The organism is Prevotella fusca JCM 17724, assembly GCF_001262015.1.
GTDB classification, from domain to species: domain Bacteria; phylum Bacteroidota; class Bacteroidia; order Bacteroidales; family Bacteroidaceae; genus Prevotella; species Prevotella fusca.
The window spans coordinates 450,725-476,802 of sequence record NZ_CP012075.1 but is presented as its reverse complement, the minus strand read 5'-3'; the positions used below and the strand labels follow the sequence as shown (position 1 = coordinate 476,802).

At 42.5% G+C, this 26,078-nt stretch carries 19 protein-coding genes and 1 pseudogene; 10 read left to right on the top strand and 10 right to left on the bottom strand.

Going from position 1 to position 26,078, the window contains the following annotated elements; genetic code table 11:
* Positions 1-291: 291 nt before the first annotated feature.
* A complete protein-coding gene (locus tag ADJ77_RS09240; RefSeq protein WP_050696321.1) occupies positions 292-1,935 on the top strand; it encodes a diphosphate--fructose-6-phosphate 1-phosphotransferase in 1,644 nt (547 codons plus the stop codon).
* Positions 1,936-2,407: 472 nt separating this feature from the next.
* Entirely contained in the window at positions 2,408-3,241 is an 834-nt protein-coding gene (locus tag ADJ77_RS09235; protein ID WP_234398163.1) for a glycoside hydrolase family 25 protein, read from the top strand.
* On the opposite strand, the gene prmA is transcribed toward ADJ77_RS09235, so the two are convergent.
* The gene (gene prmA / locus ADJ77_RS09230; protein WP_025078959.1) at positions 3,150-4,019 is read right to left on the bottom strand and encodes a 50S ribosomal protein L11 methyltransferase; all 870 of its coding nucleotides are present in this window, start codon (positions 4,017-4,019) and stop codon (positions 3,150-3,152) included. The genes ADJ77_RS09235 and prmA overlap by 92 nt on opposite strands.
* Positions 4,020-4,187: 168 nt before the next feature.
* Between prmA and ADJ77_RS09225 the strand changes: the two genes are divergently transcribed.
* Positions 4,188-5,249: a hypothetical protein gene (locus ADJ77_RS09225; RefSeq protein WP_025078958.1), complete on the top strand. Its 1,062-nt coding sequence runs from the start codon at positions 4,188-4,190 to the stop codon at positions 5,247-5,249.
* A 38-nt stretch (positions 5,250-5,287) separates the two neighbouring features.
* Positions 5,288-6,925: an OmpP1/FadL family transporter gene (locus ADJ77_RS09220; protein ID WP_025078957.1), complete on the top strand. Its 1,638-nt coding sequence runs from the start codon at positions 5,288-5,290 to the stop codon at positions 6,923-6,925.
* A gap of 437 nt (positions 6,926-7,362) precedes the next feature.
* Here the strand turns inward: ADJ77_RS09220 and ADJ77_RS13425 are convergent.
* Positions 7,363-7,892: pseudogene (locus ADJ77_RS13425) on the bottom strand (IS4 family transposase); the annotation flags it as partial.
* Between the two features lie 116 nt (positions 7,893-8,008).
* Between ADJ77_RS13425 and tnpC the strand changes: the two are divergent.
* Entirely contained in the window at positions 8,009-9,400 is a 1,392-nt protein-coding gene (tnpC, locus tag ADJ77_RS09210) for an IS66 family transposase (protein ID WP_050696320.1), read from the top strand.
* A gap of 175 nt (positions 9,401-9,575) precedes the next feature.
* Here tnpC and ADJ77_RS09205 read toward each other — a convergent pair whose 3' ends face one another.
* From ADJ77_RS09205 to ADJ77_RS09190, 4 genes are all read right to left on the bottom strand, one after another.
* On the bottom strand, positions 9,576-12,119 hold the full coding sequence (locus tag ADJ77_RS09205; RefSeq protein ID WP_025079168.1) for an ATP-dependent Clp protease ATP-binding subunit: 2,544 nt from the start codon (positions 12,117-12,119) through the stop codon (positions 9,576-9,578).
* 136 nt (positions 12,120-12,255) lie between these two features.
* Positions 12,256-12,387: a hypothetical protein gene (locus ADJ77_RS09200; RefSeq protein WP_025079169.1), complete on the bottom strand. Its 132-nt coding sequence runs from the start codon at positions 12,385-12,387 to the stop codon at positions 12,256-12,258.
* Positions 12,377-13,822 (bottom strand): DUF4270 domain-containing protein, encoded by a 1,446-nt coding sequence (locus ADJ77_RS09195; RefSeq protein WP_025079170.1) that lies wholly within the window; start codon positions 13,820-13,822, stop codon positions 12,377-12,379. Before ADJ77_RS09195 ends, ADJ77_RS09200 begins: the two co-directional genes overlap by 11 nt.
* Positions 13,823-13,854: 32 nt before the next feature.
* The gene (locus ADJ77_RS09190) at positions 13,855-14,664 is read right to left on the bottom strand and encodes a glycogen/starch synthase (protein WP_025079171.1); all 810 of its coding nucleotides are present in this window, start codon (positions 14,662-14,664) and stop codon (positions 13,855-13,857) included.
* A gap of 239 nt (positions 14,665-14,903) precedes the next feature.
* On the opposite strand from ADJ77_RS09190, the gene panC reads away from it, so the two are divergent.
* On the top strand, positions 14,904-15,755 hold the full coding sequence (gene panC / locus ADJ77_RS09185; RefSeq protein WP_025079172.1) for a pantoate--beta-alanine ligase: 852 nt from the start codon (positions 14,904-14,906) through the stop codon (positions 15,753-15,755).
* An 8-nt stretch (positions 15,756-15,763) separates the two neighbouring features.
* Positions 15,764-16,108 (top strand): aspartate 1-decarboxylase, encoded by a 345-nt coding sequence (panD, locus tag ADJ77_RS09180; RefSeq protein ID WP_025079173.1) that lies wholly within the window; start codon positions 15,764-15,766, stop codon positions 16,106-16,108.
* Positions 16,109-16,789: 681 nt separating this feature from the next.
* Here the strand turns inward: panD and ADJ77_RS09175 are convergent.
* Positions 16,790-18,037: an ABC transporter permease gene (locus tag ADJ77_RS09175; RefSeq protein ID WP_025079174.1), complete on the bottom strand. Its 1,248-nt coding sequence runs from the start codon at positions 18,035-18,037 to the stop codon at positions 16,790-16,792.
* 249 nt (positions 18,038-18,286) lie between these two features.
* Positions 18,287-19,492: a pyridoxal phosphate-dependent aminotransferase gene (locus ADJ77_RS09170; protein WP_050696319.1), complete on the bottom strand. Its 1,206-nt coding sequence runs from the start codon at positions 19,490-19,492 to the stop codon at positions 18,287-18,289.
* 226 nt (positions 19,493-19,718) lie between these two features.
* On the opposite strand from ADJ77_RS09170, the gene ADJ77_RS09165 reads away from it, so the two are divergent.
* Both ADJ77_RS09165 and ADJ77_RS09160 read left to right on the top strand, forming a co-directional pair.
* Positions 19,719-20,207 carry a DUF4494 domain-containing protein gene (locus ADJ77_RS09165; RefSeq protein ID WP_025079157.1) on the top strand — a complete coding sequence of 163 codons (489 nt, stop codon included), beginning with the start codon at positions 19,719-19,721 and terminating at the stop codon, positions 20,205-20,207.
* Between the two features lie 29 nt (positions 20,208-20,236).
* On the top strand, positions 20,237-20,908 hold the full coding sequence (locus ADJ77_RS09160; protein ID WP_025079158.1) for a YggS family pyridoxal phosphate-dependent enzyme: 672 nt from the start codon (positions 20,237-20,239) through the stop codon (positions 20,906-20,908).
* Between the two features lie 867 nt (positions 20,909-21,775).
* Here ADJ77_RS09160 and hisC read toward each other — a convergent pair.
* Both hisC and ADJ77_RS09150 read right to left on the bottom strand, forming a co-directional pair.
* Positions 21,776-22,825, bottom strand: a complete 1,050-nt coding sequence (gene hisC / locus ADJ77_RS09155; protein WP_025079159.1) for a histidinol-phosphate transaminase — start codon at positions 22,823-22,825, stop codon at positions 21,776-21,778.
* 52 nt (positions 22,826-22,877) lie between these two features.
* Positions 22,878-23,600: an RNA methyltransferase gene (locus ADJ77_RS09150; protein ID WP_025079160.1), complete on the bottom strand. Its 723-nt coding sequence runs from the start codon at positions 23,598-23,600 to the stop codon at positions 22,878-22,880.
* A gap of 212 nt (positions 23,601-23,812) precedes the next feature.
* Between ADJ77_RS09150 and tamL the strand changes: the two genes are divergently transcribed.
* Positions 23,813-26,077 (top strand): translocation and assembly module lipoprotein TamL, encoded by a 2,265-nt coding sequence (gene tamL / locus ADJ77_RS09145; protein ID WP_050696318.1) that lies wholly within the window; start codon positions 23,813-23,815, stop codon positions 26,075-26,077.
* Position 26,078: the final 1 nt, after the last annotated feature.

Genomic DNA, 26,078 nt, shown 5'->3' with positions numbered 1-26,078 from the left:
AATAAAAAAATAGAAAAGCAAGTCTTTCTTACATAAAAATAGAGTTAAATTTTTAATTTACCGTCTTTTCTTTTCTATTGTCGGATAAAAAAAGTAATTTTGCAGAAAATAAGCTGCACTCGGCAAACTGGAAACAAATTTCCTTTGCCCTCGTTTGCATTATTTTTGCAGAAAATAAGCTGCACTCGGCAAACTGGTAATAAACCCATATTGCTCTTGTTGGCTTTATTTACAAATAGAACGGAATGAATATTAAGTAAATTATTATATTTAATCATTTAAAGTAAACACATGGAAATTAGCGCATTGCAGAAGGAAAGAGCAAGTTATCAGCCTAAGTTGCCTAAAGCTCTTCAGGGTGCAGTAAAGGTGAAGGAAGGAGCTCCTACACAAAGTGTTGACAATCAGGAGGATATCAAGAAGTTGTTCCCTAATACATACGGAATGCCTCTCGTTGAGTTTGAGCCAGCTGACTCAGCTAACAATGCCAAGATGAATGTTGGTGTTATTCTCTCAGGTGGTCAGGCACCTGGTGGTCACAACGTTATCTCTGGTCTTTTTGATGAGATTAAGAAGTTGAATCCTGAGAACCGTCTTTATGGTTTCCTTATGGGTCCAGGTGGTCTTGTTGACCATGACTATATCGAGATTACTGCAGAGAACCTTCAGGCTTACCGTAATACTGGTGGTTTTGACATGATTGGTTCTGGTAGAACCAAACTGGAGAAGGAGAGTCAGTTCGAGAAGGGTCTTGAGATTATCCGTGAGTTGGATATCAAGGCTGTTGTAATCATCGGTGGTGACGACTCTAATACCAATGCTTGTGTGTTGGCTGAGTACTATGCAGCTAAACAGTATGGTGTACAGGTTATCGGTTGTCCTAAGACGATTGACGGTGACTTGAAGAACGACCAGATTGAGACTTCATTCGGTTTTGATACAGCCACCAAGACCTACTCAGAGCTGATTGGTAACATCGAGCGTGACTGTAACTCTGCCCGTAAATACTGGCACTTCATTAAGTTGATGGGTCGTTCTGCTTCTCACATCGCCCTTGAGTGTGCTTTGCAGACCCAGCCAAACATCTGCTTGATTTCCGAGGAGATTGAGGCTAAGGACCAGACATTGAACGATATCGTTGAGTACATCGCTGGTGTTGTCGCTCATCGTTCAGCACAGGGCAACGATTTCGGTGTCGTTCTGATTCCAGAAGGTCTTATCGAGTTTGTTCCTGCTATTGGTCGTCTGATTCAGGAGTTGAACGACTTGTTGGCTGCTCACGGTGCAGACTACATGGATCTTGATAAGGATGAACAGAGAAACTATATCCTTGCACATCTGTCTGCAGAGAATAAGACTACTTTTGAGACTCTTCCAGAGGGTGTTGCACGCCAGCTTTCACTTGACCGTGACCCACATGGTAACGTACAGGTTTCTCTCATTGAGACTGAAAAGCTCATCTCTGAAATGGTCGCTGCCAAACTTGACCAGTGGAAGCAGGAAGGTAAGTTCGTTGGCAATTTCGCTCCTCAGCATCACTTCTTCGGTTATGAGGGTCGCTGTGCAGCTCCTTCTAACTTCGATGCAGACTACTGCTATGCACTCGGTTCATCAGCAGCTCAACTGATTGCTAACGGCAAGACCGGTTATATGGCAATTGTCAAGAACACAACAGCTGGTACTGACCAATGGAAGGCAGGAGGTGTGCCAATCACAATGATGATGAACATGGAGAAGCGTAACGGTGAGATGAAGCCTGTTATCCGCAAGGCTCTCGTTGAGCTTGACGGTGCTCCGTTCAAGGCTTTTGCTGCACAGCGTGAGACATGGGCAAAGGAAACCAGCTACATTTATCCTGGTCCTATCCAGTACTGGGGCTCTTCTTCAGTATGTGACCAGACTACTATGACGCTCGAGTTGGAGCAGGCTAAGTAAAATATAATCATAAAGAAGGAATAGGGGATAGCCATATCCTCTGTTTCTTCTTTTTGTTTTATGCAACCCCTGTTTCTGATGCTGGAATATTGCATGGTAATATCACATCAGTAATGATTATCCTTTGGTCAGCTGCCTGATATAAGTTCGCTGAAGAGAAAGGTACTTGTTGCGATGCAAGCAGCGCTTCAGTTGCACTCTTGACAGTGGTTGATTACATCTGAATACATATATCTGATGTCTGATTATTATGACAGAACGCTAAATTATTTACATGAAAAGAAATTCTTTTTTTCATGAAAAGAAATATTTATTTTCATGAAGAGAATTTGTTTTTTTCATGAAAAGAAATGCGAAAGTTTATGTTAATGCAGCAATAAAATAGAACTTTAAATTATCAAGAAGGAAGAAAATGTTTATCCCCAAAGTGTTTCATTCAATATTAAAGGCTTGGACAAAGACGCCAGGTTGGATGAGATGGGTTGGAGGATTGTGCCTTTCTGCCATTTACAGTTTTCTGTTTTATTATTTTTTTGTTGCCCCGACAGGATTCAGATGGCGGGCTATTTATGGCGACCCGGACTATCCTGCGGGCTATACAATTCATGGTATTGACGTAAGCCGCTATCAAGGAACAATTAATTGGAACAGGCTTCGCAATGCAATGATTGACCGTTCACCCATTCGCTTTATTATCATTAAATCAACAGAGGGCGACAGTCATCTTGACATGAAGTTCAGGGAGAACTTCTATAATGCGAAGGAGTCGGGCTTCATACGTGGTGTTTACCATTTCTGGAGCAACAACTCATCAGCACGCCGGCAGGCTTATTTCTTTCTTGCCATGGTTCAGCTGCAGCCAGGTGACCTGCCACCTGTACTTGATGTGGAGCACAAGCCCAAGAATATCAGTACGGAAGAGTTTCAGCAGAATATTCTTACGTGGCTTCATATCGTAGAAGACAGGTATCATGTGAAGCCTATTATCTATACCTATTATAAGTTTAAGGACCAGTATCTTTCTGATTCCCGCTTTGACGATTATCCTTATTGGATAGCACATTATTACGTGGATCAGATGGAGTATCAAGGTGCTTGGAAGTTCTGGCAGCATACCGATGCCGGAAAGCTGCCAGGTATTAAGGGTTATGTAGACCTGGATATCTACAATGGTAGCTTCTACGATTTACAGCAACTGCTTATTCCCGAGGAGGTTATCCCCGCTCAAGAAGTAGGCAGCACCAGTCATGATTCAACAGGCGTTGACTCTCTTTCAGACCGAGTTCGGCAGCCTTCTGTAGAATAGATTCCGCATCCTGCTCATAGAATCCACTCAAAATAATTTTTGAATCAGTTGTCATTACGCTGACAAAATCCTCTATGTCTTCAAGGATGATGTTGCGGTTAATATTTGCCATGATGACATCAAAGACGCCACTGACATGTGATAACACGCTCTTGTCACCTTCAAGCACATCTAATTCTACGCCATTCAGTTCAGCATTATGCTCTGCATTACGTACACTCCACTCGTCAATGTCATAGCATACAACTTCCTTTGCCCCGCACTTTGCTGCAACAATGCCCAGAATTCCCGTACCACAACCGCAATCAAGTACTCTCTTGTCTGTCAAGTCCTGGCTCAGCAGTAAAGAGACAATCATTTGTGTCGTCTCATGCGTACCAGTTCCAAAGGCTTGCTTTGCGTCAATAACAATCTTCATAGGAATTGTGTCAAGTGAGTTCTGTGCAGCAGTGGCTTCATCTTCCATGTTCTTGCAGACGATAGCACAGCGGTTATCAATAATAACAGGTTCAAAACCACCCTTCTCCCATTCCTCATTCCAGTTCTTGTCTTCAATATGACTTGCCGTAAATGTCACCTTTACATTAGGAACAGGTAGGTTCTGTAAGGTGTGTCCGAGTGTTTCTTGATTGAAAAGATTTTCCTGGCAATAGCCGACGAGTCCGTCCGGCTCATCCGTGAAGGATTCAAACCCCTCTTCGCCTGCAAGAGCTGCGATAATGTCTCTTACATCCTGAGAATCAGGTTCTGCTGTAAACTTTACTTGTATATATTTCATCTTGGTGTTAAATTTCTACTGCAAATTTATAAAAAATAGGGAAAAACCTACTATGGATTAGGGAAAATCCGTATATTTGCAATGAAAGTTGTCTTATTTTTGCATTATAAAGAGTGTGTATATACATATTCTGGTGTTAAATCAAGTGTAATTTAAATAAAAGGGTATATGAAACGATTAGTCTTACTTTCGGTTTTGTTTGGAGCTATGCCATTGCTCTCGATGGCACAGGATGACCTCTATTTTACCCCATCAAAAGCGGAGCAATCTGCTTATCAACAGAATAGGATGGAGGATGACCGCCCAGTCTATTATAGCGGTATCGGCAAGTCCAATGATGAATATAACCGTCGTGGACAGTACAAATACAAGAAGGTTGGTGTTGATTCTTTAGGAAACGACATCTTCATGTCACGTATTTCTACGCTGCATGGCGACTCTGTTGTACTGGACACAATCTACGGGGGCTTCACCCGCAAGTATGAAAGTGTTGATGATGATTTTGCATACAGCAGGAGAATGCGCCGCTTTGAAGGCTTCTGGGGTGGCTATTATGACCCTTGGTTTGCCGGTCGTTCATCAGTCTATGTAGGTTGGGGATGGCATTCACCTTATTATGGTGGCTGGTATGACAGATGGGATGACCCATGGTATTACAGCTATTATGGTGGTTATCCTTATTATGGTCATTACCGTTATTACGGTGGCTATCCATATTATGGATATTATGGAGGTTATCCATATTATTATGGTTATGGAGGTTATGGATGGTACAGTCCTTGGAACAGGTACTATGGTTACGGATGGAGTTATCCATATTATGGATACCGAAGAAGCGGCTATTATGCTTATAATGGTCACACGGGTACTGCCAATCACTGGGGTAACTCGCCAAGAAGTTTTGGTTCTCAGACAAGGTCAGATGCCTACTATAACGGACGACCGAATTACTCTACACATCGTGGCAGTGTAAACCGATATGGCAATACAGCTGCCCCACGAAGCAACATGGATACTTACCATGACCGCTTTGGTGGTGCACGGCAGAATGGTTATGAGAATCAGACACGCCAGGTTTACTCACGTCCTAACAATTCTACCTTCTCACAGCCATCAAGTAGCTTTGGCGGTGCACCAAGAGGTAATGCCGGTGGTGGCAGCTTTGGAGGTTCACGCGGTGGAGGCAGCAGCTTTGGTTCTTCACGTAGTGGCTTCGGTGGTCATAGATAAGTTAGTTTTGGAGTTTATTAAATAATTGTTATCGCCTTATGAAAAGTAAATATATATTCTTTGCCGTATCGTTGCTGGCAGCATTGTCAGCTAATGCACAGGAGACATACGAGAATGCGAAATTAGCAGGAGAAGACCTGAACGGTACTGCACGCTATGTTGGTATGGGTGGAGCCATGGAGGCGTTGGGTGCTGATGTTTCTACGATTGGTACCAACCCGGCTGGTCTTGGTTTGTTCCGTCGTAACAACATCAGTGTAAGTGGTGGTCTTGTCATGCAGTCAAATGGTAAGGAGTTTGCCAATGGCAATAAGACTAATCCAAGTTTTGACCAGATAGGTGGTGTATATACAACCCGCACGGGGCAGAAGTCTTTCCTTAATTTCGGTTTCAACTATCATAAGGGGAAGAACTTTGATTACATCCTCAATGCTGCCAACTCGCTTAATGGCAGCTCACAGAACAAGCAGTCCTATATAAAAGGTATGCTTGGTGATGAAAGTACCGGCGGTTTTTATGTTGACAAGAACAAGAATGGTGAGTATATTGGTTATGTAAATGCAACTGGCAAATCCGTAGCATACACATGGAGCCAGATTGATTACCTTTACTGGAACACACTGATTCCGAGTAATAACGCTGCCAATCCAACTTATAACTATGAACCTGCTACAGCGTATGATTTTAACCGTTCGCATACAGGTTATATCGGTAATTACGATTTCGCCGTGAGTGGTAACCTCAATGACAGGGTTTATCTCGGTCTTACCTTCGGTATAAAGGATGTTCACTACAATGCGTATAGTGAGTATATGGAAAGATTTGCCGGTTCAAAAGGAGCAAAAGTCGTTGATGACAGAAAGATAACCGGTTCTGGATTTGATATAACAGCTGGTATTATTGTTCGTCCTGTTGCCGAATCACCTTTCAGAATCGGTGCTTATGTCAAGTCTCCAACATGGTATGACCTGACGACATCAAACGTAACAAGTCTTGCTTATTATAATGGTGCAGTAAATCCTAACAAGACCATATCTAATTCATACGATTACAAGATGTGGACACCTTGGAAGTTCGGTTTCTCTCTTGGTCACACTGTTGGTAATTACCTTGCCTTGGGTGTAACTTATGAATGCGAGGACTACAGTCGTATCAACAGCCGAATCAACGATGGCGGTTACTATGACTATTATGGCGATTATTATGAGTCATCAAGTCCTGACAGAAACATGAACGAACATACTCGGCAGGTATTGAAGGCTGTCAATACTTTGAAGTTAGGTGTAGAATACAAGCCGGTAACAAATCTTTCTTTGCGTCTGGGTTACAACTATGTAAGTCCGATGTATTCAAGCGATGGACAGAAAGACCCGGGCATTGCCTCTTTCGGAACTGCATACTCTTCAACAACTGATTATACTGACTGGAAGGATATTAACCGTTTTACATTAGGTGTTGGTTATCAGTTCCAGCAGTTCACTGTTGATTTGGCTTATCAGTACAGTGCACAGGATGGTGATTTCTATCCATTCTCTGATATTAGAAATGTTGAAATGAATAAGAAAGATCCCGCTACAGGTAAAATCACGAAAGTGCTTGAGTCAAACACTGCAACGGGTACAAAGGTGCAGAATAACAGAAGTCAGCTGCTCCTTACATTCGGCTATCGCTTCTAAAAGACTGAGAGATATATAAAGTATAAAAGCAAAGAAGGTAAAAGGGTTATTGCTCTTTTACCTTCTTTGTTGTTTTGTCATAATATTTCATCTTTTTAAAAATTAGTCATGTCTAATTACGTTCCAATAAAGCCTTAATTGACCTCTAAAAGATGCTTAATTGAAGCCCAACTAAGGCTTAGTTGAAGTCCAATTAAGCACCTTTTCTTGTGTAGTTTTACAACTATCTGATTGTGTGATAGTTATAGTTCTGAATTTGAAAACCCTTTTATCCTTGTTTTAAGTAAGAATATCAACAATTTGTGTAAGTATAATTTACCGTTAAAGGTAATCTATTATTAACTAAAGTTTCCCACCCCTTAAAACACTGGCTTTTCTCATTTACTTTGCCTGTCGTTCCCCATATCCATTGATTTTTAACACATGCCTAACAGGAATTACGTAGTCTGTCCATATACTTCATCCCATTTTTCCAATGCTCAGTCATTACAAGGATTTTGCTCATTTCTTTGTCGTTGCCGCTGATCGTAGCCATAAGCTGTTGGGGTGTCACCCCAAGTGTTTCTCCTAAAATGCGAAGAATGCGTTCGATACAGGCAAGAACTCGCTTCCATAACGTGAGTGTCATGAGATCGTCCTCCATGTCCGAAAAGAGTTCGCCCATGGTTTGATATTCTGTGAACCGCTTTTCCAAGGCCATGACGGTATATGTAAGGTAACACAGCGTTGCGTCGGCTATCTGACCATTGAAGTCGCAACCTTGATAGCCTCCTAATCCGAGATACTGCTTGGTCTCCTTGTTCATCACCTCTATGTTCCATCTGACCTGATACACTTCAAAGGCTTTTACGAAAGACATCGTAGTATCCGTGGTGAGCAGGACGTTCCATGCGGAGTTTCTACCATACTTGATGAGGAAGATTCTGACAGGTACATCTCCTAAGTTGCCGTTGAGCTGAATATATCGTAACTATTCATCGGTATTGACCAGTCTGTATTCTCTCCTCTAAAATCTTCGTATCAAGGCTATAAAGATGCTCGTTTTTCTTGCGTATTTCAGATTTACTTTGTACCTTTATACCTATGAAAGAGCAAGTTACGGACATATCAAAAGTGTTACAAGACATGACGGAAGAGATGCGGTTGTTGCGTGAAACTGTCAACCGGCAGTATGCCGAGAATGTCAAATTGAACCGTAACATAAATGCTCTGAACCTCCAAATCCGCAAGAAAGACACGGAACTTACAAACTTACGGGAACGCTTGGCCAAGTATGAAGCCCCCGACAAGAACTCTAATAACAGCAGCACTCCGCCAGGCAAGGAGCGTATGAAGGATGAGGTTGTCAGAAGAACAGGAAGCCTCCGTAAGCCAAGTGGTAAGAAGCCGGGGGGACAAAAGGGACATGATGGGCATAAGTTGTCTTGCTCTTCCGCACCTGACGAGACAATCGATGAGGTACCTGACTATTGCACTCGTTGCGGAGAATCTTTGTCAGGCGCAGAGCGTGTACTTGATTATGTGACTCAGGTTATTTCCATTCCAGAGTTCAAGCCCGTAATCAAGGAAATCCGACACTGTATGATGGTATGCAAGAACTGTGGCGAACGTATTCGGACGGCACCGGGACGGCGGTCAGACAACGTGGTATATGATTCAAGCGTAAAGGCTCTGGTGGTTTATCTGAGTGTCGTGCAATTTCTTCCATACGGTCGTATAGCAAGTCTTTTGCGTGAGGTATTCGGTCTCACTCCAAGTGAAGGCTCGCTGGTGAACCGGGTGAATGAGGCAAGGAGAAATGCGCACCCCGTGATTGATAAGATCAAAGAACATATCAAGTCATCAGCAGTATTTGGTTTCGATGAGAGTGGCTTGTACTGTAACAAAAGACCCGATTGGGCCTGGATAGCACAGACAGTTTATTACACACTGCTTTTCCGTGCTGATGGAAGAGGATCGAAGGTATTGGCAGACAGGTTTGGCGACAGCTTGGAACGAATGACTGCCGTTACTGACCGCCATAGCGCATACTTTGCACTCCATTTCCTCAATCATCAGGTATGTCTTGCCCACTTGCTTCGCGAACTGCAATATCTTTCAGAGTTGAACACCGAGCAGGAGTGGTCCGGGAAAGTAACCAGTCTGTTCCGTGAAGCCATTCACGAGCGGAACGCCAATCCGAACGACGTCATAGACAAGGTGTCATGGACCCGGCGTTTAGACAATCTACTCAAACAGAATATAGAGGGGCTTGGTAAAAAGTTCATTACGTTCAAAAAAGGCCTGGTCAAATGCAGAGACTACATTTTCAGTTTCCTTGAAAATCCGATGATACCCTCTGACAATAATGGAAGCGAACGGGGAATACGCAAGCTGAAAATCAAACTGAAGAACTCATGTACATTTCGTTCCGACTTCGGAGCAGACGCTTTTCTTGAACTTCATTCGATTGTAGAAACAGCTAAAACAGCATAAGAAAAGGTGCTTAGTTGGACTGCAACTAAGCACCTTTTAGGCTCCAATTAAGCATCTATTGAACGTCAATTAAGGCTTAATTGGAATGTAAGTAAGCATCAATTCATCTTGAAGAATGAATTTTTTATGACATTCTTTGTGAGAATACGGTAAGATATTCTCTAACACTTTGATGTTATTCAGCTGAAACCACTTCAAACTTCAACTTCTCACAGTCTTTCTCTTTCGTTATCTTGATAGTATCACCAGCCTTTATATTGCCTGAGAGAATCAGTTCGCTCAGTCCATCCTCGATATGGTTTTGGATAGCACGCTTCAATGGACGAGCACCAAACTGAACGTCATAACCCTTGGTAGCAACAAACTCCTTGGCTTCATCCGTTATCTCCATCTCGTAGCCCAGTTCATGCACACGCTTGAACAAACCCTTGAGTTCAATGTTAATAATCTTTTTGATAGCCTCGAGGTCCAGCTGGTCGAAGGTGATAATCTCGTCCAAACGGTTGAGAAACTCTGGTGCGAACTGCTTGCTAAGACTCTTCTGGATAATGGCACGTGCACGTTCCTTATCGCCCTCACTCTGTGATAGACCGTTCAAACTTGCTGCCTTGAAACCAACACCCTGTCCGAACTCCTTCAGCTGGCGTGTACCTGCATTTGATGTCATGATAATTACCGTATTGCGGAAGTCTATCAATCGTCCGTTTCCATCAGTCAATCTACCTTCATCAAGCACCTGCAGAAGCATGTTGAATACATTACCGTGAGCCTTCTCTATCTCGTCAAGCAAGACGATAGAGTAGGGATGGCGACGTACCTTCTCCGTCAGCTGTCCGCCTTCCTCATAGCCTACATAGCCCGGAGGTGCACCAACAAGGCGTGAAGTATTGAAGCTTTCGGTATATTCGCTCATATCAATGCGAATCAATGCTTTTGAAGAACCGAACATCATCTCTGCAAGTCGCTTGGCAAGATAAGTCTTACCAACACCTGTAGGACCTAAGAACATAAAGGCACCGATGGGGTGGTTAGGGTCTTTCAGTCCTACACGATTACGCTGGATAGCCTTTACCATCTTGTCTATGGCGGCATCCTGTGCAATGACAACCAGCTTCAGTTCTGCGTCCATATTCTTCAGCCGGACACCTTCAGCTTCCTTCATACGCTGTACAGGCACGCCCGTCATCATTGAAACAACGTCAGCGATGTCTTCTTCACTGATTTCAACCTTGTCTTCAGAGTCTCCCTTCTGCCATTTCTCCTGTTCATCCTTGAGCTTCTGTTCAAGTTCAGTCTGCTTGTCACGGAAACTTGCAGCCAGTTCAAAGTTCTGGTTCTTCACGGCAGCCTGCTTCTTATCCTGTGCCATTTCAATCTCTTTCTGAATATCCAGGATAGCCTGCGGCACCTTAACGTGCTGCAGATGGATACGTGAACCTGCCTCGTCAATAATATCTATCGCCTTGTCTGGGAAGAATCTGTCTGTAATATATCTTTCTGCATACTTCACACAAGCCTTCAGTGCATCTTCTGTATAGCTTACATGATGATGCGCTTCATAGCGGTCTTTGATATTTTGAAGAATCTGCAGTGTCTCCTCAACTGTGGTCGGCTCAACCTGTACCTTCTGGAAACGACGCTCCAAGGCTCCATCTTTCTCAATTGAATTACGGTACTCGTCCAAGGTTGTTGCACCAATACACTGTATTGTTCCCCTTGCCAAAGCTGGTTTCAGGATGTTAGCTGCATCCATTGAACCAGGTGAAGAGCCAGCACCAATCAGCGTGTGAATCTCATCTATGAAAATAATGATGTCAGGGTTCTGCTCAATTTCTTTAATCAACGCACGGATACGCTCCTCAAATTGACCACGATATTTCGTACCAGCAACCACAGCTGTCAAGTCGAGCGTGATGACACGTTTGTCAAAGAGGATGGGAGAGGTGAGGTGCTTCATGATAAGCTGTGCAAGCCCCTCAACTATAGCACTCTTGCCAACACCAGGTTCACCGATTAGAATTGGATTATTCTTCTTTCTTCGTCCGAGAATCTCACTTACACGCATGATTTCGTTCTCTCTTCCTACTACAGGATCGAGCTTTCCATCGGCAGCAGCTTGTGTAAGGTCAGTTCCAAAACTGTCAAGTACTGGCGTTTTAGACTTCGTACGGGGTGCCTGTGTTGTCTTTGCATTACTTCCAGAAGATGATGCAGATGAAGACATCATGTCGTCATCCATTTCGTCCTCATCAGCCATGCCAATACCATTCTTTGGCTGGTTTGCGTGTTGTTGTAACATCGATATTGCGTTGTTATAGTTGAATCCACTGTCCTCCAGTACCATTTTTGCACCATTGTTTGAAGAGTCGTGCAGGATAGCGAGGAAGAGATGGATAATATCCACTGTCTGTGTATGCTGTAAACGAGCTTCAAGGACAGCCAGTTTCAAGATGTTGTTAGCCTGTTCGTTCAAGAGCATATCGGGAACTGACGCTGAAGATTCTGTTGTTTGCTCCTGTATCTTCTTTTCTATTTCTTTCTTGAGGTTGTCAATATCAACTTTACATTGGTTGAAAAGTTCCCAGACTGGTCCCGACTTCTCTCGCAGAATGGCGAGCATAATATGCTCTGGGGCAACCGACTTGCTTGTCAGCCGCTCCGCTTCCTCTCTGCTGAATGAAAGTATTTCCGAGACCTTTGGGGAAAATTGATTCATCATATCCTAACCTTTCTTTACTTTTATATATGGACAATATGTCCAGTATTAGTAGGTGTTTATAAACAAAAGGTGTGCCAAAAGCAAAAGAATCGGACATACACGCATGTTGTAAGTCCGATTCTACATTTATATTCTTTCATAATGCCTCATCATCAGGTTTTTGTAGTCTGACTTTAGGCTGACGTCCAAGATGTTTCTTCTTGCGAAGCCAGGCTGCCTTGCGCTGTTCATATTCTTCGCGATGATGCTCTAAGAAGTTATCTGCCATTAAATTTACCGTATATAACAGAAATCAGAATGTTCTTTCCATTTGCCGTATTTCCAAGCAGTTTGGTGCTGGAGAGCCCCATGTCATGAGAAACCTTCGTCACCTTTACCTGCTTATTATTGCCAGAACCTTGTGTCACGGTCTGCAGGTCAACTGGTACAATTACAACTTTACCCCATGCAGGCATAGACTTGTTATGGGAGAAGAGGTTGATAATACCAGAGATATTGTTGAATACGTATGCATTCATTGTACTATTATAAGTAGCAAGGAACGATGTCTTGTTATCTGGCAGACGGTTGTTCTCAAAGAATGACTGCAGGCTGTCTGCCGATACCATCAGAACATTCTTTGGTATTCCAAACAGGTAGTTGGATGCAGAGCTGTTGTTTTCCCGATAGAGTACGATTTTAGCCGAGTTTATAGAGTCTTTCGTATGTCCTGCCATAATGTCAGACATCGGCAATGTCAGTTTGGTAAACATTCCTGCTGGCGTCTTGAGGTAGGTATGCCCCGATTCACTTGCTAACTGTTGCAGACGGGTGTTGTCATTGGAGAAATTCGTCAATTGCAAGACCTCTTCAGTGCTTACAAAGTTAGTTGAAATCTCCGTTACCTTGCCTTTTTGCTTATGTTTGAAGTAAATATTCAGCTGTGCCATCTGAATGTGTGCCATTGCTCCCGAACCTCCATCTATCTTGAAATAGAAGCCTGGACAGATTTCATGCAGGAAACGATAGGCATTACGGAATGCACCTGGGTTCTGCTGATATTTGCGAAGGAGGTAAGTACCGTAATTGTTGTATGTTACACCGCTTTTGTCTTTGTATTGTTTGTTTAGACGGATAATAATATTGCGATTATAACCTTTCTTTTTTCTGATGCTGTCAGCCTCTGTGTGGTCTGTCAAAGTAAAAGAACGCTTCTCTGCTATACCTCCTTTGGCTGCTGTACGGATATATCCTTTTGCCTCAGGGTCGAAATCGGAATAATAAGCCTTACCTTCCTCTACAGGTTTAGCAAGCTCATATGCGGTCAGTTTCAACTGGCTGAGTGAATCGCCATAGTAAGTGCTGTAATACAATCTTATGTCACATGAGTCAGCAATAATCTCGTTGTTAACATCACGGCTCATGATAGAATCCTTTGCAGGCAATTCATAATTACTCAGCACGTGGAACTGTGACATCAGGTTACCCGTAACAGTTGTCATCGTTTCCGGGTCATCCATTCTTCCTAAATAACCTGTTGCAGAGCGTGCAACAACTCTGCCGGCAAGCATAGTTTCAGATGCAACGCTGAAGGTATCTGCTTTTATGGAAAGCTTGTCACCATTGTCAATCAGCGAGCCTCCAAGTGAATTAGTTGTATCATCACACGATACAATGCCGAGGCAGGCTGCAAACATACAAGCTGCAATGATTTTTCTTCTCATTTAGAACTTTTCTTGTAAAAATCCTGAGAAACTCAGAACAGTTTATTGTAAAACTCTGAATACTTTTCCTTTAATTCCGCATCATCAATGGCATGCTCCAGGAGTTGTTTGTCATTGCTCTTGGCATAGTCGACAAGTCCTGTGCTTGCTTTGTTGCTTGTACCGATTACTCCATCAGAGTAGTCGATAGCCAGTTTACCCAATTCCATGAAGTCAAAGTCATCACCATACTTCTTCAGGTGTTTTGCCTTTGCCTCGCGGAACTCCAGACAGTGCTTGAAGTTCGTACCCAGGCTGTTCTGTGGCTGCTCTGCGAAGATTGAAGTCACTACCTTGGAGTTAGCAAACTGTGGCTCATCCTTGTAAGCGGTCTTTACATAAAACGGGATAACGGATGACATCCATCCCTGACAGTGAATTACATCAGGAGTCCATCTCAGCTTCTTGACCGTTTCCAGGACACCTCGTGCAAAGAAAATGGCACGCTCACCGTTGTCTGGATAGTCATTACCCAGTTCATCCTTTGTCATGGCAGGACGTTTCTGGAAATAATCTTCATTGTCAATGAAATAAACCTGTATGCGTGTCTGCGGAATACTTGCCACTTTGATAATAAGTGGATGGTCGGTATCGTCTATAATCAAATTCATCCCCGAAAGGCGGATAACTTCATGCAGCTGTCCTCTACGTTCGTTTATATTTCCCCATCTTGGCATGAAAGTGCGGATTTCAAATCCAGCATCCTGCATGCTGTGTGGCATTTCAGAGCCATAGAGAGACATCTCTGTTTCAGGCACATACGGCATGATTTCTTGATTAACAAATAATACTTTCTTTCCCATTCATTCTTTAAATATTAGAATTTTAATTTCTGCAAATAATGCAAGCGGGCGCAAAGAATGATTGTTTTCATTTTTCCGGGCGCAGCTTATTTTGTGCAAAGGTACGAAAAAAAAACGAGACAGCTCTCGCTTTCAGTTGAAAACAGATAAAAAGTCGCTTTCGTTGAGATTATTTAATTAAATTCTCGTCTATTTAATTATTTTGTTGTTACTTTGCAGCGATAAATTATTAGTCACTGATGAAAGTTTTTAAAAAGATTGTTGAACTTCAGAACGAGCTTTTTTACTGTCGCAAGGAAAACAAGACTGTCGGATTGGTTCCTACGATGGGGGCTCTGCATGAAGGACACGCATCACTTGTGAAACGAAGTGTTGAAGAGAACGACGTGACTGTCGTTTCCGTTTTTCTTAATCCAACCCAGTTTAATGACAAAGGTGATCTGGAGCGCTATCCTCGCACGTTAGAGGCTGATTGCCAGCTATTAGAGGATTGTGGAGCGGACTATGTGTTTGCACCTTCTGTCGAAGAAATCTACCCTGAGCCTGATAATCGCCATTATGAGTTTCCACCACAATCGACAGTGATGGAAGGGGCGAAGCGTCCCGGTCACTTCAATGGCGTCTGTCAGGTTGTCAGCAGGTTGTTTTATATAGTACGACCTGTCAGAGCCTATTTCGGTGAGAAAGACTGGCAGCAGATAGCTGTCATCAAGCGTCTTGTCGATTTCATAGGAATGAAAGATGTGCTGGAAATCGTAGAATGTCCGATTGTGCGTGATGCTGACGGACTGGCAAAGAGTTCGCGTAATATGCTGCTGGCTGCTGATGAGCGTTCCATTGCGCCAAGAATCTTTGAAGTGTTGAGTGAAAGTGTGGAATACTCCATGACACACAGCGTTGTAGAGACACATGACAAGGTTGTTGCTGACATCAATGCTGTTGACGGGCTTGAGGTTGAATATTTTGAGATTGTTGATGGTAATACGCTCCTTGAGGTTAACACGTGGGAAGCGTATGTAGTTGGATGTATCACCGTTTATTGTGGAAAGACACCTATCCGGCTTATAGACCATATTAAATATAGAAGATAAGAATAGAAATGCAAATTCAGGTTTTGAAAAGCAAGTTGCACTGTGCTACAGTTACAGAAGCAAATCTTAATTATATGGGCAGTATTACGATCGACGAGGATTTGATGGATGCTGCCAACTTGATTGCCGGCGAGAAGGTTCAGATTGTCAATAACAACAATGGCGAACGATTTGAAACTTACATTATCAAAGGTGAGCGGGGAAGTGGTTGCATCTGTCTTAACGGTGCAGCTGCGCGGAAAGTTGTTGTAGGCGATGTGGTCATTATCATCTCCTATGCACTGATGGATTTTGAGGAGGCAAAGACCTTTAAGCCGTCTGTCGTATTTCCCAAGGAAGGTAACAGGTTGTAATTGCTGACAGCCGCCAATGCAGTCCTGTGGTATCCCATCTGCATTGTCGGTTGTCACTATGCTTACACATATAATCATATTAAGGGAATCCTTACAGGTAAAAGCGTTACTTATGCTTATAAATCTTATTAACAGATGTGTTAATTTTACTTGACCATTATATAAGTTCTTTATAGAAAGTAGCAACAACCTTAATGTGACAGCTTAGTTTCCTTGTTTTATTTATTTTATAATCAGATAAATATAAATTCATATACCCTAACGGTATAGGGAGCATATTATTTTGTGTTCCAACAAATGTTATATGCAGCTGCAGAAGCAGTACATCCCTACTGATATTCTTTCTTGCGAAATCCCTTACGATTTCCTTTTACCTTTTTCTTGCAATAAATAGATTCTGAAATTTTATTACATAACTAAGCTGTTCAAATAAGTTGAAAATCTAAGAAAAACAGATTTGGAGTCACCTTTGCAACTAACAGAAAACCAGTTGGTTATAAAGTTATGCAAGAAAAGATGCTTAATTGGACTTCAAATAAGCCTTAGTCGGGCTTCAATTAAGCCTTAATAAGATGTCAATTGAGCCTTGATTGGAATGCAAATAACCATCTATATGTTTTCAAGTCTTGTATTTTAATTTACAAAACTTAGTTTTCTGTCAGAAGGTATGGCTTCTGTTATTTACTCGTAGTGCATTGACTTGGCTGGATGGATGTGGCTGATGAGATAGCTTGGCGCAATCAGAACAGCAACACATACCAATAGTGTGGCAAAGTTGAGGGCGACAATCAGCGGAAGGTTTACCTCTACGGGCACGGTACTTACATAATAAGTCTGCGGGTCGAGCTTTATAGTTCCAGTCCACTTCTGCAAGAAGATAATGACAAGTCCTATGATGTTGCCTACAAGCAGACCTCTGCCAATAATAAAGGTAGCAAACCAAAGGAAGATATGGCGTATCTGACGGTTCCGTGAACCAAGTGCTTTCAATATACCAATCATCTTGGTGCGTTCGAGAATGATAATCAACAGACCTGATATCATCGTAACACCCGCTACGGCAATCATAAGTGTAAGGATTATCCATACGTTCATATCCATCAAATCAAGCCATGAGAATATCTGCGGATTCAGCTCTATTATGTTCTCTGAAGAGTATGTCTCGCCATAATGGTCAACCGTGTTCTTAACCTTATTAAGCACGTTGAGGGATATAGGATTAAGCTGAGAGAAGTCATAAACCTGCAGTTCTGCTCCGCTGTATTGGTCGGCTTCCCATCCGTTTAGCTTGTTGACAGTGTACAGGTCGGTAAAACATATCTGTGCATCAAACTGCTTCATATTTGTTGCATAGACGCCTGCAACTGTAAATTTACGTGTGCGGACACCTTGGTCGTTGATGAAATAGGCAAATATCCGTTGTCCAACTTTTAGATTGAGCTTATCGGCTATAGTTTTGGAAATGACCAGCTTCTGTTGATTCTCCGTATCAGAGAATCGAGGCAGGCTACCCTCTACCATATTATCATAAATGAAAGTGGAATCAAAGTCTGCTCCTACACCCTTCAGTACGACACCTAAGAAATCGTCATCGGTCTTCAATATGCCCTGGGTGTAGGCGTATCGCTGTACGTGTTTTACACTAGGAACGGCCTTCAGAACCTTAATCAGTGAATCATTCATTTGGATAGGGTGCTGCTCGTAACCTTGTAATGTGAGGAAGTTAGCCACAGTTATATGGCTTCCGAAGCCCACTACCTTGTCACGGATGGAGTGCTTGAAGCCCAATACAACGCAGACGGACACTATCATAACAGCCAATCCAATTGCTACACCTACTGTAGCGATGCGGATGGCAGGCTTCGATACCTTTCGTGTCTTGTCTCCTCCGTTATATATCTTGCGAGCAATAAAAAGCGGATAGTTCATGTTGGGTGGTGGGTGGTGGGTGATGAGTGTTGGGTGTTGATGAATTGCTGTGGTGGGTGGTGGGTGATGAATATTGGGTGTTGATGAATTGCTGTGGTGGGTGGTGGGTGATGAGTGTTGGGTGTTGATGAATTACTGTGGTGGAGGGAGAAAATTACAGTATGGAAAAAAGAATAGCAATGAATAGCACAATTCATTATCACTCAACTTTCAACATCTATCTCCTAACATTCAACACCTATTTACTCATCAATCCTCTTCCACACGGCCTGGATATGATTCCAATGCCTTCTGTAATACGGTTAAAGCACGCTGTAGGTCTTCACGTTTCAGAACATAAGCAATGCGGACTTGATTGTAACCGGCACCTGGTGTTGTGTAGAAGCCACTGGCTGGAGCCATCATTATGGTCTCTCCTTCATAACTGAACTCTTCCAAACACCAACGGCAGAATTTCTCAGAGTCGTCAACAGGGAGTTTGGCTACGGTATAGAAAGCACCCATCGGGATAGGAGAGTAAACTCCTGGGATGCGGTTCAAACCGTCAATAAGGCATTTACGGCGATCAACATACTCATCATAGACATCACGATAATAGGATTCCGGTGCATCAAGACTTGCTTCTGCAACTATCTGACCAATCAGTGGGGGAGAAAGACGTGCCTGACAGAACTTCATAACAGCCTTACGTATCTCTTCATTCTTCGTAATCAGCGCACCTATACGTATTCCACATTCACTATAACGCTTTGAAACAGAGTCGATAAGTACCGTATTGTTCTCTATTCCCTGTAGGTGCATTGATGAGATATAGGGCGAGCCTGTATAGATGTATTCACGGTAAACTTCATCAGAGAAGAGGTAAAGGTCGTACTTCTTTACAAGGTCACGAATCTGGTTCATCTCCCTTCTTGTGTACAGATAACCCGTAGGATTGTTCGGGTTACATATCATAATAGCACGTGTCTTCTCGTTGATAAGCTCTTCAAACTTCTCAACCTTAGGCAGTGCAAACCCCTCTTCTATGGAGGTTGCGATGGTTTTTATCTTTGCACCTGCCGATATAGCAAATGCCATGTAATTGGCGTATGCAGGTTCCGGTACTATGATCTCGTCACCAGGATTCAGACACGCCATGAATGAATACAGCACAGCTTCAGAACCACCAGCTGTAATAATAATATCATCTGGTGCAACGTTTATGTTGAATTTTTTATAAAAGTCACAGAGTTTCTCCCTGTAAGAAAGGTAACCTTGTGACGGTGAGTATTCCAAAAGTTTACGATCAATCTTCTTCAGTGCGTCCAGTCCGCATTGCGGCGTAGGAAGGTCTGGCTGACCGATATTCAAATGGTAAACTTTAATACCACGCTTCTTTGCATCAGCGGCAAGTGGAGCCAGCTTCCTGATAGGTGACTCCGGCATTTCAAGCCCACGAACTGATATTTCCGGCATAATGACTTTGTTTATTCTCCTGATGATGGAGAGAGCAGAAATCCGTCTGCCCTTATATTCTATACTATGATGCAAAGATAGACATTTTTTTTATTTTAACCGCACTTTTAGCAGATTAACGCAGAATTTTTACTACTTTTGCACTACTATAAAAACCGCCTGTTGCTCTCCTTTTCGTCTTCGTCTGATGACGGGAAAGCAGGGCTTAAAAACTTAAAGATTAATTATGAGAAGTAGAACAAGTTCCTGGTTCGAGACGAGAGTAAGATATGACAAGGCCATGGAAGACGGTCAGAACAAGAAGGTCATTGAACAGTATGTGGTAGATGCTTTCAGTTTCTCTGAGGCTGAAGAGTTTATCACCGAGGAAATGTCACATTATGTCAGCGGTGAATTTGACGTGAAAGCAATTTCGCCAGCTCCATACGGTGAGATTTTCTTCAGTGATATTGATACTGACGATAAGTGGTTCAAGGCAAGACTTGCATTTATTACGCTGGATGAGAAGACCGAGAAGGAAAAACGTTCTTCTGTAACTTATCTTGTACAGGCACATTCTGTGAACGGTGCAGTCAAGCATGTGGATGAGGTGATGGGCTCAACTATGATTGATTATGAAATTGCTGCCATCACTGAAACGAAGATTATGGATGTCTTCGAGCATCGTGACGGCAAGAAGAACGAGAAGGAAGAGAAGCCAGAGTTCGACAAGTAAATCAGTAAAAAGGAAAGAAACTTACCGTTATGTATGATGTAGCAAATAATTTACACGAAGTGCTTGGGAATCTTCCTGATGGCGTGAAGTTGGTTGCCATCAGTAAGTTTCACCCTAATGAGTATATAGAAGCTGCTTATCGTGAGGGGCAGCGTATCTTCGGCGAGAGTAAGGAGCAGGAATTGACACGTAAAGTCCAGAGCCTTCCAAAGGATATTGAATGGCATTTCATCGGTCATCTTCAGACTAATAAGGTGAAGTACATAGCTCCTTATATCTCTATGATTGAGGCAGTAGACTCCTTGAAGCTGTTGAAGGAAATCGATAAGCAGGCAGCAAAGTATGACCGTATCATCAACGTCCTACTGGAGTTGCATATCGCAGAAGAGGAAAGTAAATATGGATTCAGTCCTGACGCATGCCGTGAACTATTGGAAAGTGGCGAGTGGAAGGAACTCAAGAATGTGCATATCTCAGGCTTGATGATGATGGCATCGAACGTGGATGACCGTAACCAAATCAAGAAGGAAATGACCTTGGCGGCTGACCTTTTTGATGAGCTGAAGGCAAAGTTTTTCGCTGAGGATTCGGAGTTTAAGGAGCGTTCATGGGGCATGAGCCATGATTATGATATTGCCGTGGAATGCCGCTCGACTATGGTTCGTGTCGGAACAACTATTTTCGGCCCTCGTGTTTATTAGTCGACGACGTTCATGCGTTGACTCTAAGTGTCTGATTTGTGATCAGTTTTCGAGATGCCAATGTACTGCCATGAATCCTGCAATATGCTGTTTCTAAAAGCAAAGTAACTGTTGCGAATTGTTTTCATGTTGAGAATGAGTTTGTTTTCGTGAAAATAATTCGCAACTAACAGCCTTATTTCTGAAAACGTAGCAGCTAAGTGAAAACTGCGGCTGGCATTCCCATTTGTCCATACAATGGTCAGAAGAAGCAAGGTAGGGTAGAAGTCCCTCTGTTGGGTTCAGTTCTCTTCAGTCAGAGGAATTACTTCAGACATGCAGTTTACTGTAGATGTAATCAGTCAAGAGAATAATCAGCTTTTTTCATCAGTGTTTTTTCCACCTTAATATCAAATAGAAACAGGTTCTCTTTCTCCGTATTTACAGTTGTGAAAAAACATTACATAAATTATTGGCTTTGTTATGTAAATAAAGAGAAGAATACCCTTTGTATCCATGTTTGTAACTAACACATTTTCAGTTTGTTATAAGACCGTGTAAGAAAAGATGCTTAATTGGGCTTCAATTAAGCCTTAGTTAGACTTCAATTAAGCATCTTTTGAATCTCAATTTGGGCTTAATTAGGATGCAAATGAGCGTCAATACAAAATAAGACAAGGAAAAAATATGACAAACAAACAGTTTTGTACAGTCTATTTCAGCCTTTTTTCATCAATAAAAATCTATCCTGCTCCGAACCAATGAGGTAAGATGCAAAAGGAAATTTATGATGGGAGAGAGGGTTCTTATGTATTAGAGTTATCTGTTCTGATATTTTTTTCCTATCAGGATAGGATTCGTCAACGAATTGTCTCTTATAGTATGAGACTACTTTGTAGGCTTATAATATCTGAGAATTCCAAGAATTTCTGCATTTTCGGCTTTTGCCCCTATTGTTATTCGCAAACAGTTGTCGCACAATGGTTCTTTGAAGCAATTATGTACCACAATACCTTTTTCCGTAAGATAGTCATACACGCCTTGTGCATCCTTCATCCGAGCCAGAAAGAAATTAGCATTTGATGGATAAACCTGCTCGCAGCAAGCCAGACTCTCAAAGGCTTTCATCATACGTTGGCGTTCCAGCAGCAGAATTTTTATCCAGTCTTCTATGTCATAACGGTGTTTGAGGGCATCAACGGCTTGCTCCTGTGTAAGCTGATTGATGTTATAAGGATACTTTACCTTGTTGAATAAGTCAATGACAGCTTCCTGTGCGCATGTAACACCTAAGCGGATAGCTGCATTGGCCCATGCTTTTGAGAAAGTATTGAGAACTATCATGTTTGGGAACTCTGCCAGCCGTTCACGGAAAGGCTGCTGACGGGAGAAGTCGGAATATGCTTCATCAATAATTACAATACCATTGAATGTTTTTAGAACCTTCTCTACTTCCACAGTATCCAATAAGTTTCCATTTGGTGTATTAGGCGAACAAAGCCAAATCAACTTCGTATGTCTGTCACAAGTTTTAAGAAGTCGTATCGCATCCAACTGAAAATCATAATCTAAGAGAACTGGACGATACTCAACATCATTGAATGCTGCAAACTGTCGGTACAATCCGCATGTAGGTTCAATGGCAACAACATTGTCAACCCGAGGCTGACAGAAGATGCGATAGCACATGTCAATAGCTTCTGTTGAGCCATTGCTGAGAAAAATCTCATTATCTGTAACACCCTTCAACTTTGCAAGCTGTGTTTTTAATTCTTCCTGTGAGTCAGATGGATAACGGTTGAACGGCTTGTTATATGGATTTTCATTGGCATCAAGCATGATTTGCCGGAATTGCCCGGTGGGCTGTTCTGTTCTTGCATTTGTACAAGAGAGGAACTCTCGGATATTAGGTCGGACCAATTTATCTAAGTCTGTCATACTCGTTAATTTTAGGTTTAGGATGTTACTTTGTGCTTGAGATGCGTTCTTCTTATCTTCTTCTGAATTCTGCACAGACAATAGATGTGGCGATTGCAACATTCAAAGACTCTGCTGTTTCACGCTCTGGTGGATAATTAGGAATCAGTAACTTGCGGTTAATCTTTGTCCGAAGCATTGGTGATATACCTTTCCCCTCATTTCCCATTACAATCATGCCATGTTGGGTGAGTGGCTGACCGTAGATGTTATTGCCGTCAAGAAGGGTGGCGTAAACAGGATAGCCGGTGGGGAGATGTTCTATCAGCTTGTTTAAGTCCAAGTAATGTAACTTTACTCTTGCAATGCTTCCCATCGTAGCCTGAACAACCTTTGGGTTCCAGCAGTCTGCTGTCTCGTGCGAACAGAATATGTTTTCAATCCCAAACCAATCAGCAATTCTTATGATAGTTCCAAGGTTGCCAGGATCTTGCACACCGTCAAGTGCAAGAACAAGTTGGTTATCAATCTGTTCGTTATATGTGTTGGAGGAATCATTTGAATTCACCTTGTCTTCTGTAGGCATCTGGAAAACACCCAGTACAGGCTGTGGATGCTGGAGGAATGAGACTTTTTTGATGTCTTCGATATCTTCCAGAATCTCTTCTGCCACAAATCCCTCGTGTAGCAGGTCATGGACAACTTTTGGTCCTTCTGCCACAAATAGTCCGGCTTTCTCCCGTCCTTTCTTCGTCTCGAGAGAGCGGATAAGTTTTATCTTATTCTTTGATATCACCTCGCAAATTTACAAAAAACTATCCAGTCGCCATCTATTACTCTTAACTTTTTACTACCTTTGCATAAAATAAGCTGCGCTCGGCAAATTGAAAGCACGCTTTCTTTGCCCTCACTTGCATTTTTTTGCATAAAATAAGCTGCGTTTGGAAAGTAGAAAGATGCTTTTTTTATCCCAGCTACTGTTGTTTTCGCTAAAAAAATAGGATATTAATGTCGTTTTCAAGATTACATAGGTTATTTACATCGCTTCTTATTGCTCTGATTATGCTTGTTGTCATGGCATGTTCATCAGAGAAATTCATTCCAGAAGGACAATACCTGTTGGATAAAGTTGAATTGCGTTCTGACCAAAAGGATGTGAATTCATCTCTTTTAATGCAGTATGTACGTCAGAAAGGCAACTCACGTTGGTTCTCACTTTTCAAGATTCCATTGGGGACCTATGCAATGGCGGGACAGGACACAACAAAGTGGATTAACAGAACGTTGCGCAGAATGGGTGAAGAGCCTGTATTATATGATACACTACAGGCACGTTTATCCTGTGAGGATCTGGCTGTTGCGATGCAGAACATGGGCTATATGAATGCCTCGGTTGACCTTGACAGAAAGGTCAAGGGAAAGAAAGTGACAGCTGTTTACAGGCTTCATCCGGGTGAACCTTACATCATTGACCATTTCAATTATGACATAGATGATTCAATCATAGCAAAGGTGCTTTCTCCTCATCTCATGTCAGATACGGAACGTCCACGCCAGTTTACTGTCACATCGTTGGATGATGAGCGCAAACGTCTTACCCGTATCCTGAATGACTCGGGATTCTATCGTTTTCATAAGGACTTCATGTATTACACTGCCGATTCTACCCAAGGCAGGCAACATGTAAATGTAACACTGCACTTGATGAAATATGTTGAGAACAGCAACGCCAATCCAACACTGCATCCACGGTATGTTATCAATAATGTAAACTTTATTCCCGGCGATGCCACGGGCTTTCATCTTCGGAAAGGTGTTCTTGAAGATAACACTTTGATAGAAAAAGGAAAGTATTTCTCAGCAACTGACCTACAGAAGACTTATAACAACTTCTCACGCCTTGGTGCTGTACGCTACACGAGCATCAACTTTCGGGAAGTTCCCCGTTATGATAGTCTGGTTATTGGAAAGTCATTCGCTTATACAACATCCTCTACACATTATCTGGATGCAGATATTCAGGTTTCCAATAATAAGCCCAACACTATCTCTTTCCAGCCGGAAGGAACGAATACAGCAGGCGACTTCGGTGCTGCAGCAGTTCTTTCTTACCAGAATCGTAACCTCTTCCGAGGCAGTGAACATTTAAGTCTGGAGTTTCGTGCAGCTTTTGAAGCAATCAAAGGTCTGGAGGGTTATAAGAATAGTAACTATGAGGAGTATAGCATACAGGCACGCCTGCAGTTCCCTCGCTTCCTGGCTCCTTTCATATCCAAGAACTTCAGGAGGAGGAGTAATGCCACCTCGGAAGTTACTGTAGGCTGGAATCTACAGAACCGACCAGAGTTCTATCGCCGGGTATTCTCTTCAGCATGGAGGTATCATTGGACAAATCCTGTACACCATCTGACATATGACTTTGATCTCCTTAATCTCAGTTATGTATATATGCCGTGGATAAGCGAGACTTTCAAACGTGATTATCTTGATAATGCAACAACACGTAATGCTATTCTTCGATATAATTATCAGGATCTGTTCATTATGCGTACAGGTTTCGGAGTCCATTATAGCAGCTCCAGCCATGCTTTCAGGGCAAAAGCGGAACTGGCAGGAAACCTTTTAAACGGGTTGAGTAGTATATTCAAGTTCAAGGAGAACAGTCAGGGAAAGCGGACACTGTTTAATATTGCCTATGCGCAATATGCAAAGTTCGATTTTGATTATACGCAGATGTTACACTTTGATGACCGTAATTCTTTAGCTTTGCATGGTGGATTCGGTATAGCTGTTCCTTATGGCAACAGTACTGTACTCCCATTTGAGAAGCGTTATTTTTCCGGCGGCGCCAACTCTGTGCGTGGTTGGAGTGTGAGAGAGTTGGGACCAGGTAAATTCCGTGGAGTTGACGGGCGAATAGACTTCATCAATCAGACGGGTGATATGAAGCTCGACTTGAATGCTGAATATCGTACTCATCTGTTCTGGAAACTTGATGGTGCAGCCTTCATAGATGCTGGAAACATCTGGACCATTCGCAACTATGAGGATCAACCTGGCGGACAGTTCCGCTTCAAGGACTTCTATAAGCAGCTGGCTGTCGCGTACGGTCTCGGTCTACGTTTGAACTTTGACTATTTCATTCTTCGTTTTGACGGTGGCATGAAGGCAATTAATCCAGCCTATACAAGTACGGAAGAGCATTATGCCTTATGGCATCCGAATCTGAAACGCGACTTTACGTTCCATTTTGCGGTCGGACTTCCGTTCTAAT

Coding starts and splice junctions, on each gene's coding strand:
- ADJ77_RS09160 (WP_025079158.1), top strand. CDS start 20,237: ATGTATGATGTAGCAAATAATTTACACGAAGTGCTTGGGAATCTTCCT.
- tamL (WP_050696318.1), top strand. CDS start 23,813: ATGTCGTTTTCAAGATTACATAGGTTATTTACATCGCTTCTTATTGCT.
- ADJ77_RS09240 (WP_050696321.1), top strand. CDS start 292: ATGGAAATTAGCGCATTGCAGAAGGAAAGAGCAAGTTATCAGCCTAAG.
- ADJ77_RS09190 (WP_025079171.1), bottom strand. CDS start 14,664: ATGGGAAAGAAAGTATTATTTGTTAATCAAGAAATCATGCCGTATGTG.
- panD (WP_025079173.1), top strand. CDS start 15,764: ATGCAAATTCAGGTTTTGAAAAGCAAGTTGCACTGTGCTACAGTTACA.
- hisC (WP_025079159.1), bottom strand. CDS start 22,825: ATGACAGACTTAGATAAATTGGTCCGACCTAATATCCGAGAGTTCCTC.
- tnpC (WP_050696320.1), top strand. CDS start 8,009: ATGAAAGAGCAAGTTACGGACATATCAAAAGTGTTACAAGACATGACG.
- ADJ77_RS09205 (WP_025079168.1), bottom strand. CDS start 12,119: ATGATGAATCAATTTTCCCCAAAGGTCTCGGAAATACTTTCATTCAGC.
- ADJ77_RS09235 (WP_234398163.1), top strand. CDS start 2,408: ATGAGATGGGTTGGAGGATTGTGCCTTTCTGCCATTTACAGTTTTCTG.
- ADJ77_RS09195 (WP_025079170.1), bottom strand. CDS start 13,822: ATGAGAAGAAAAATCATTGCAGCTTGTATGTTTGCAGCCTGCCTCGGC.
- ADJ77_RS09170 (WP_050696319.1), bottom strand. CDS start 19,492: ATGCCGGAAATATCAGTTCGTGGGCTTGAAATGCCGGAGTCACCTATC.
- ADJ77_RS09175 (WP_025079174.1), bottom strand. CDS start 18,037: ATGAACTATCCGCTTTTTATTGCTCGCAAGATATATAACGGAGGAGAC.
- prmA (WP_025078959.1), bottom strand. CDS start 4,019: ATGAAATATATACAAGTAAAGTTTACAGCAGAACCTGATTCTCAGGAT.
- ADJ77_RS09200 (WP_025079169.1), bottom strand. CDS start 12,387: ATGGCAGATAACTTCTTAGAGCATCATCGCGAAGAATATGAACAGCGC.
- ADJ77_RS09220 (WP_025078957.1), top strand. CDS start 5,288: ATGAAAAGTAAATATATATTCTTTGCCGTATCGTTGCTGGCAGCATTG.
- ADJ77_RS09225 (WP_025078958.1), top strand. CDS start 4,188: ATGAAACGATTAGTCTTACTTTCGGTTTTGTTTGGAGCTATGCCATTG.
- ADJ77_RS09165 (WP_025079157.1), top strand. CDS start 19,719: ATGAGAAGTAGAACAAGTTCCTGGTTCGAGACGAGAGTAAGATATGAC.
- panC (WP_025079172.1), top strand. CDS start 14,904: ATGAAAGTTTTTAAAAAGATTGTTGAACTTCAGAACGAGCTTTTTTAC.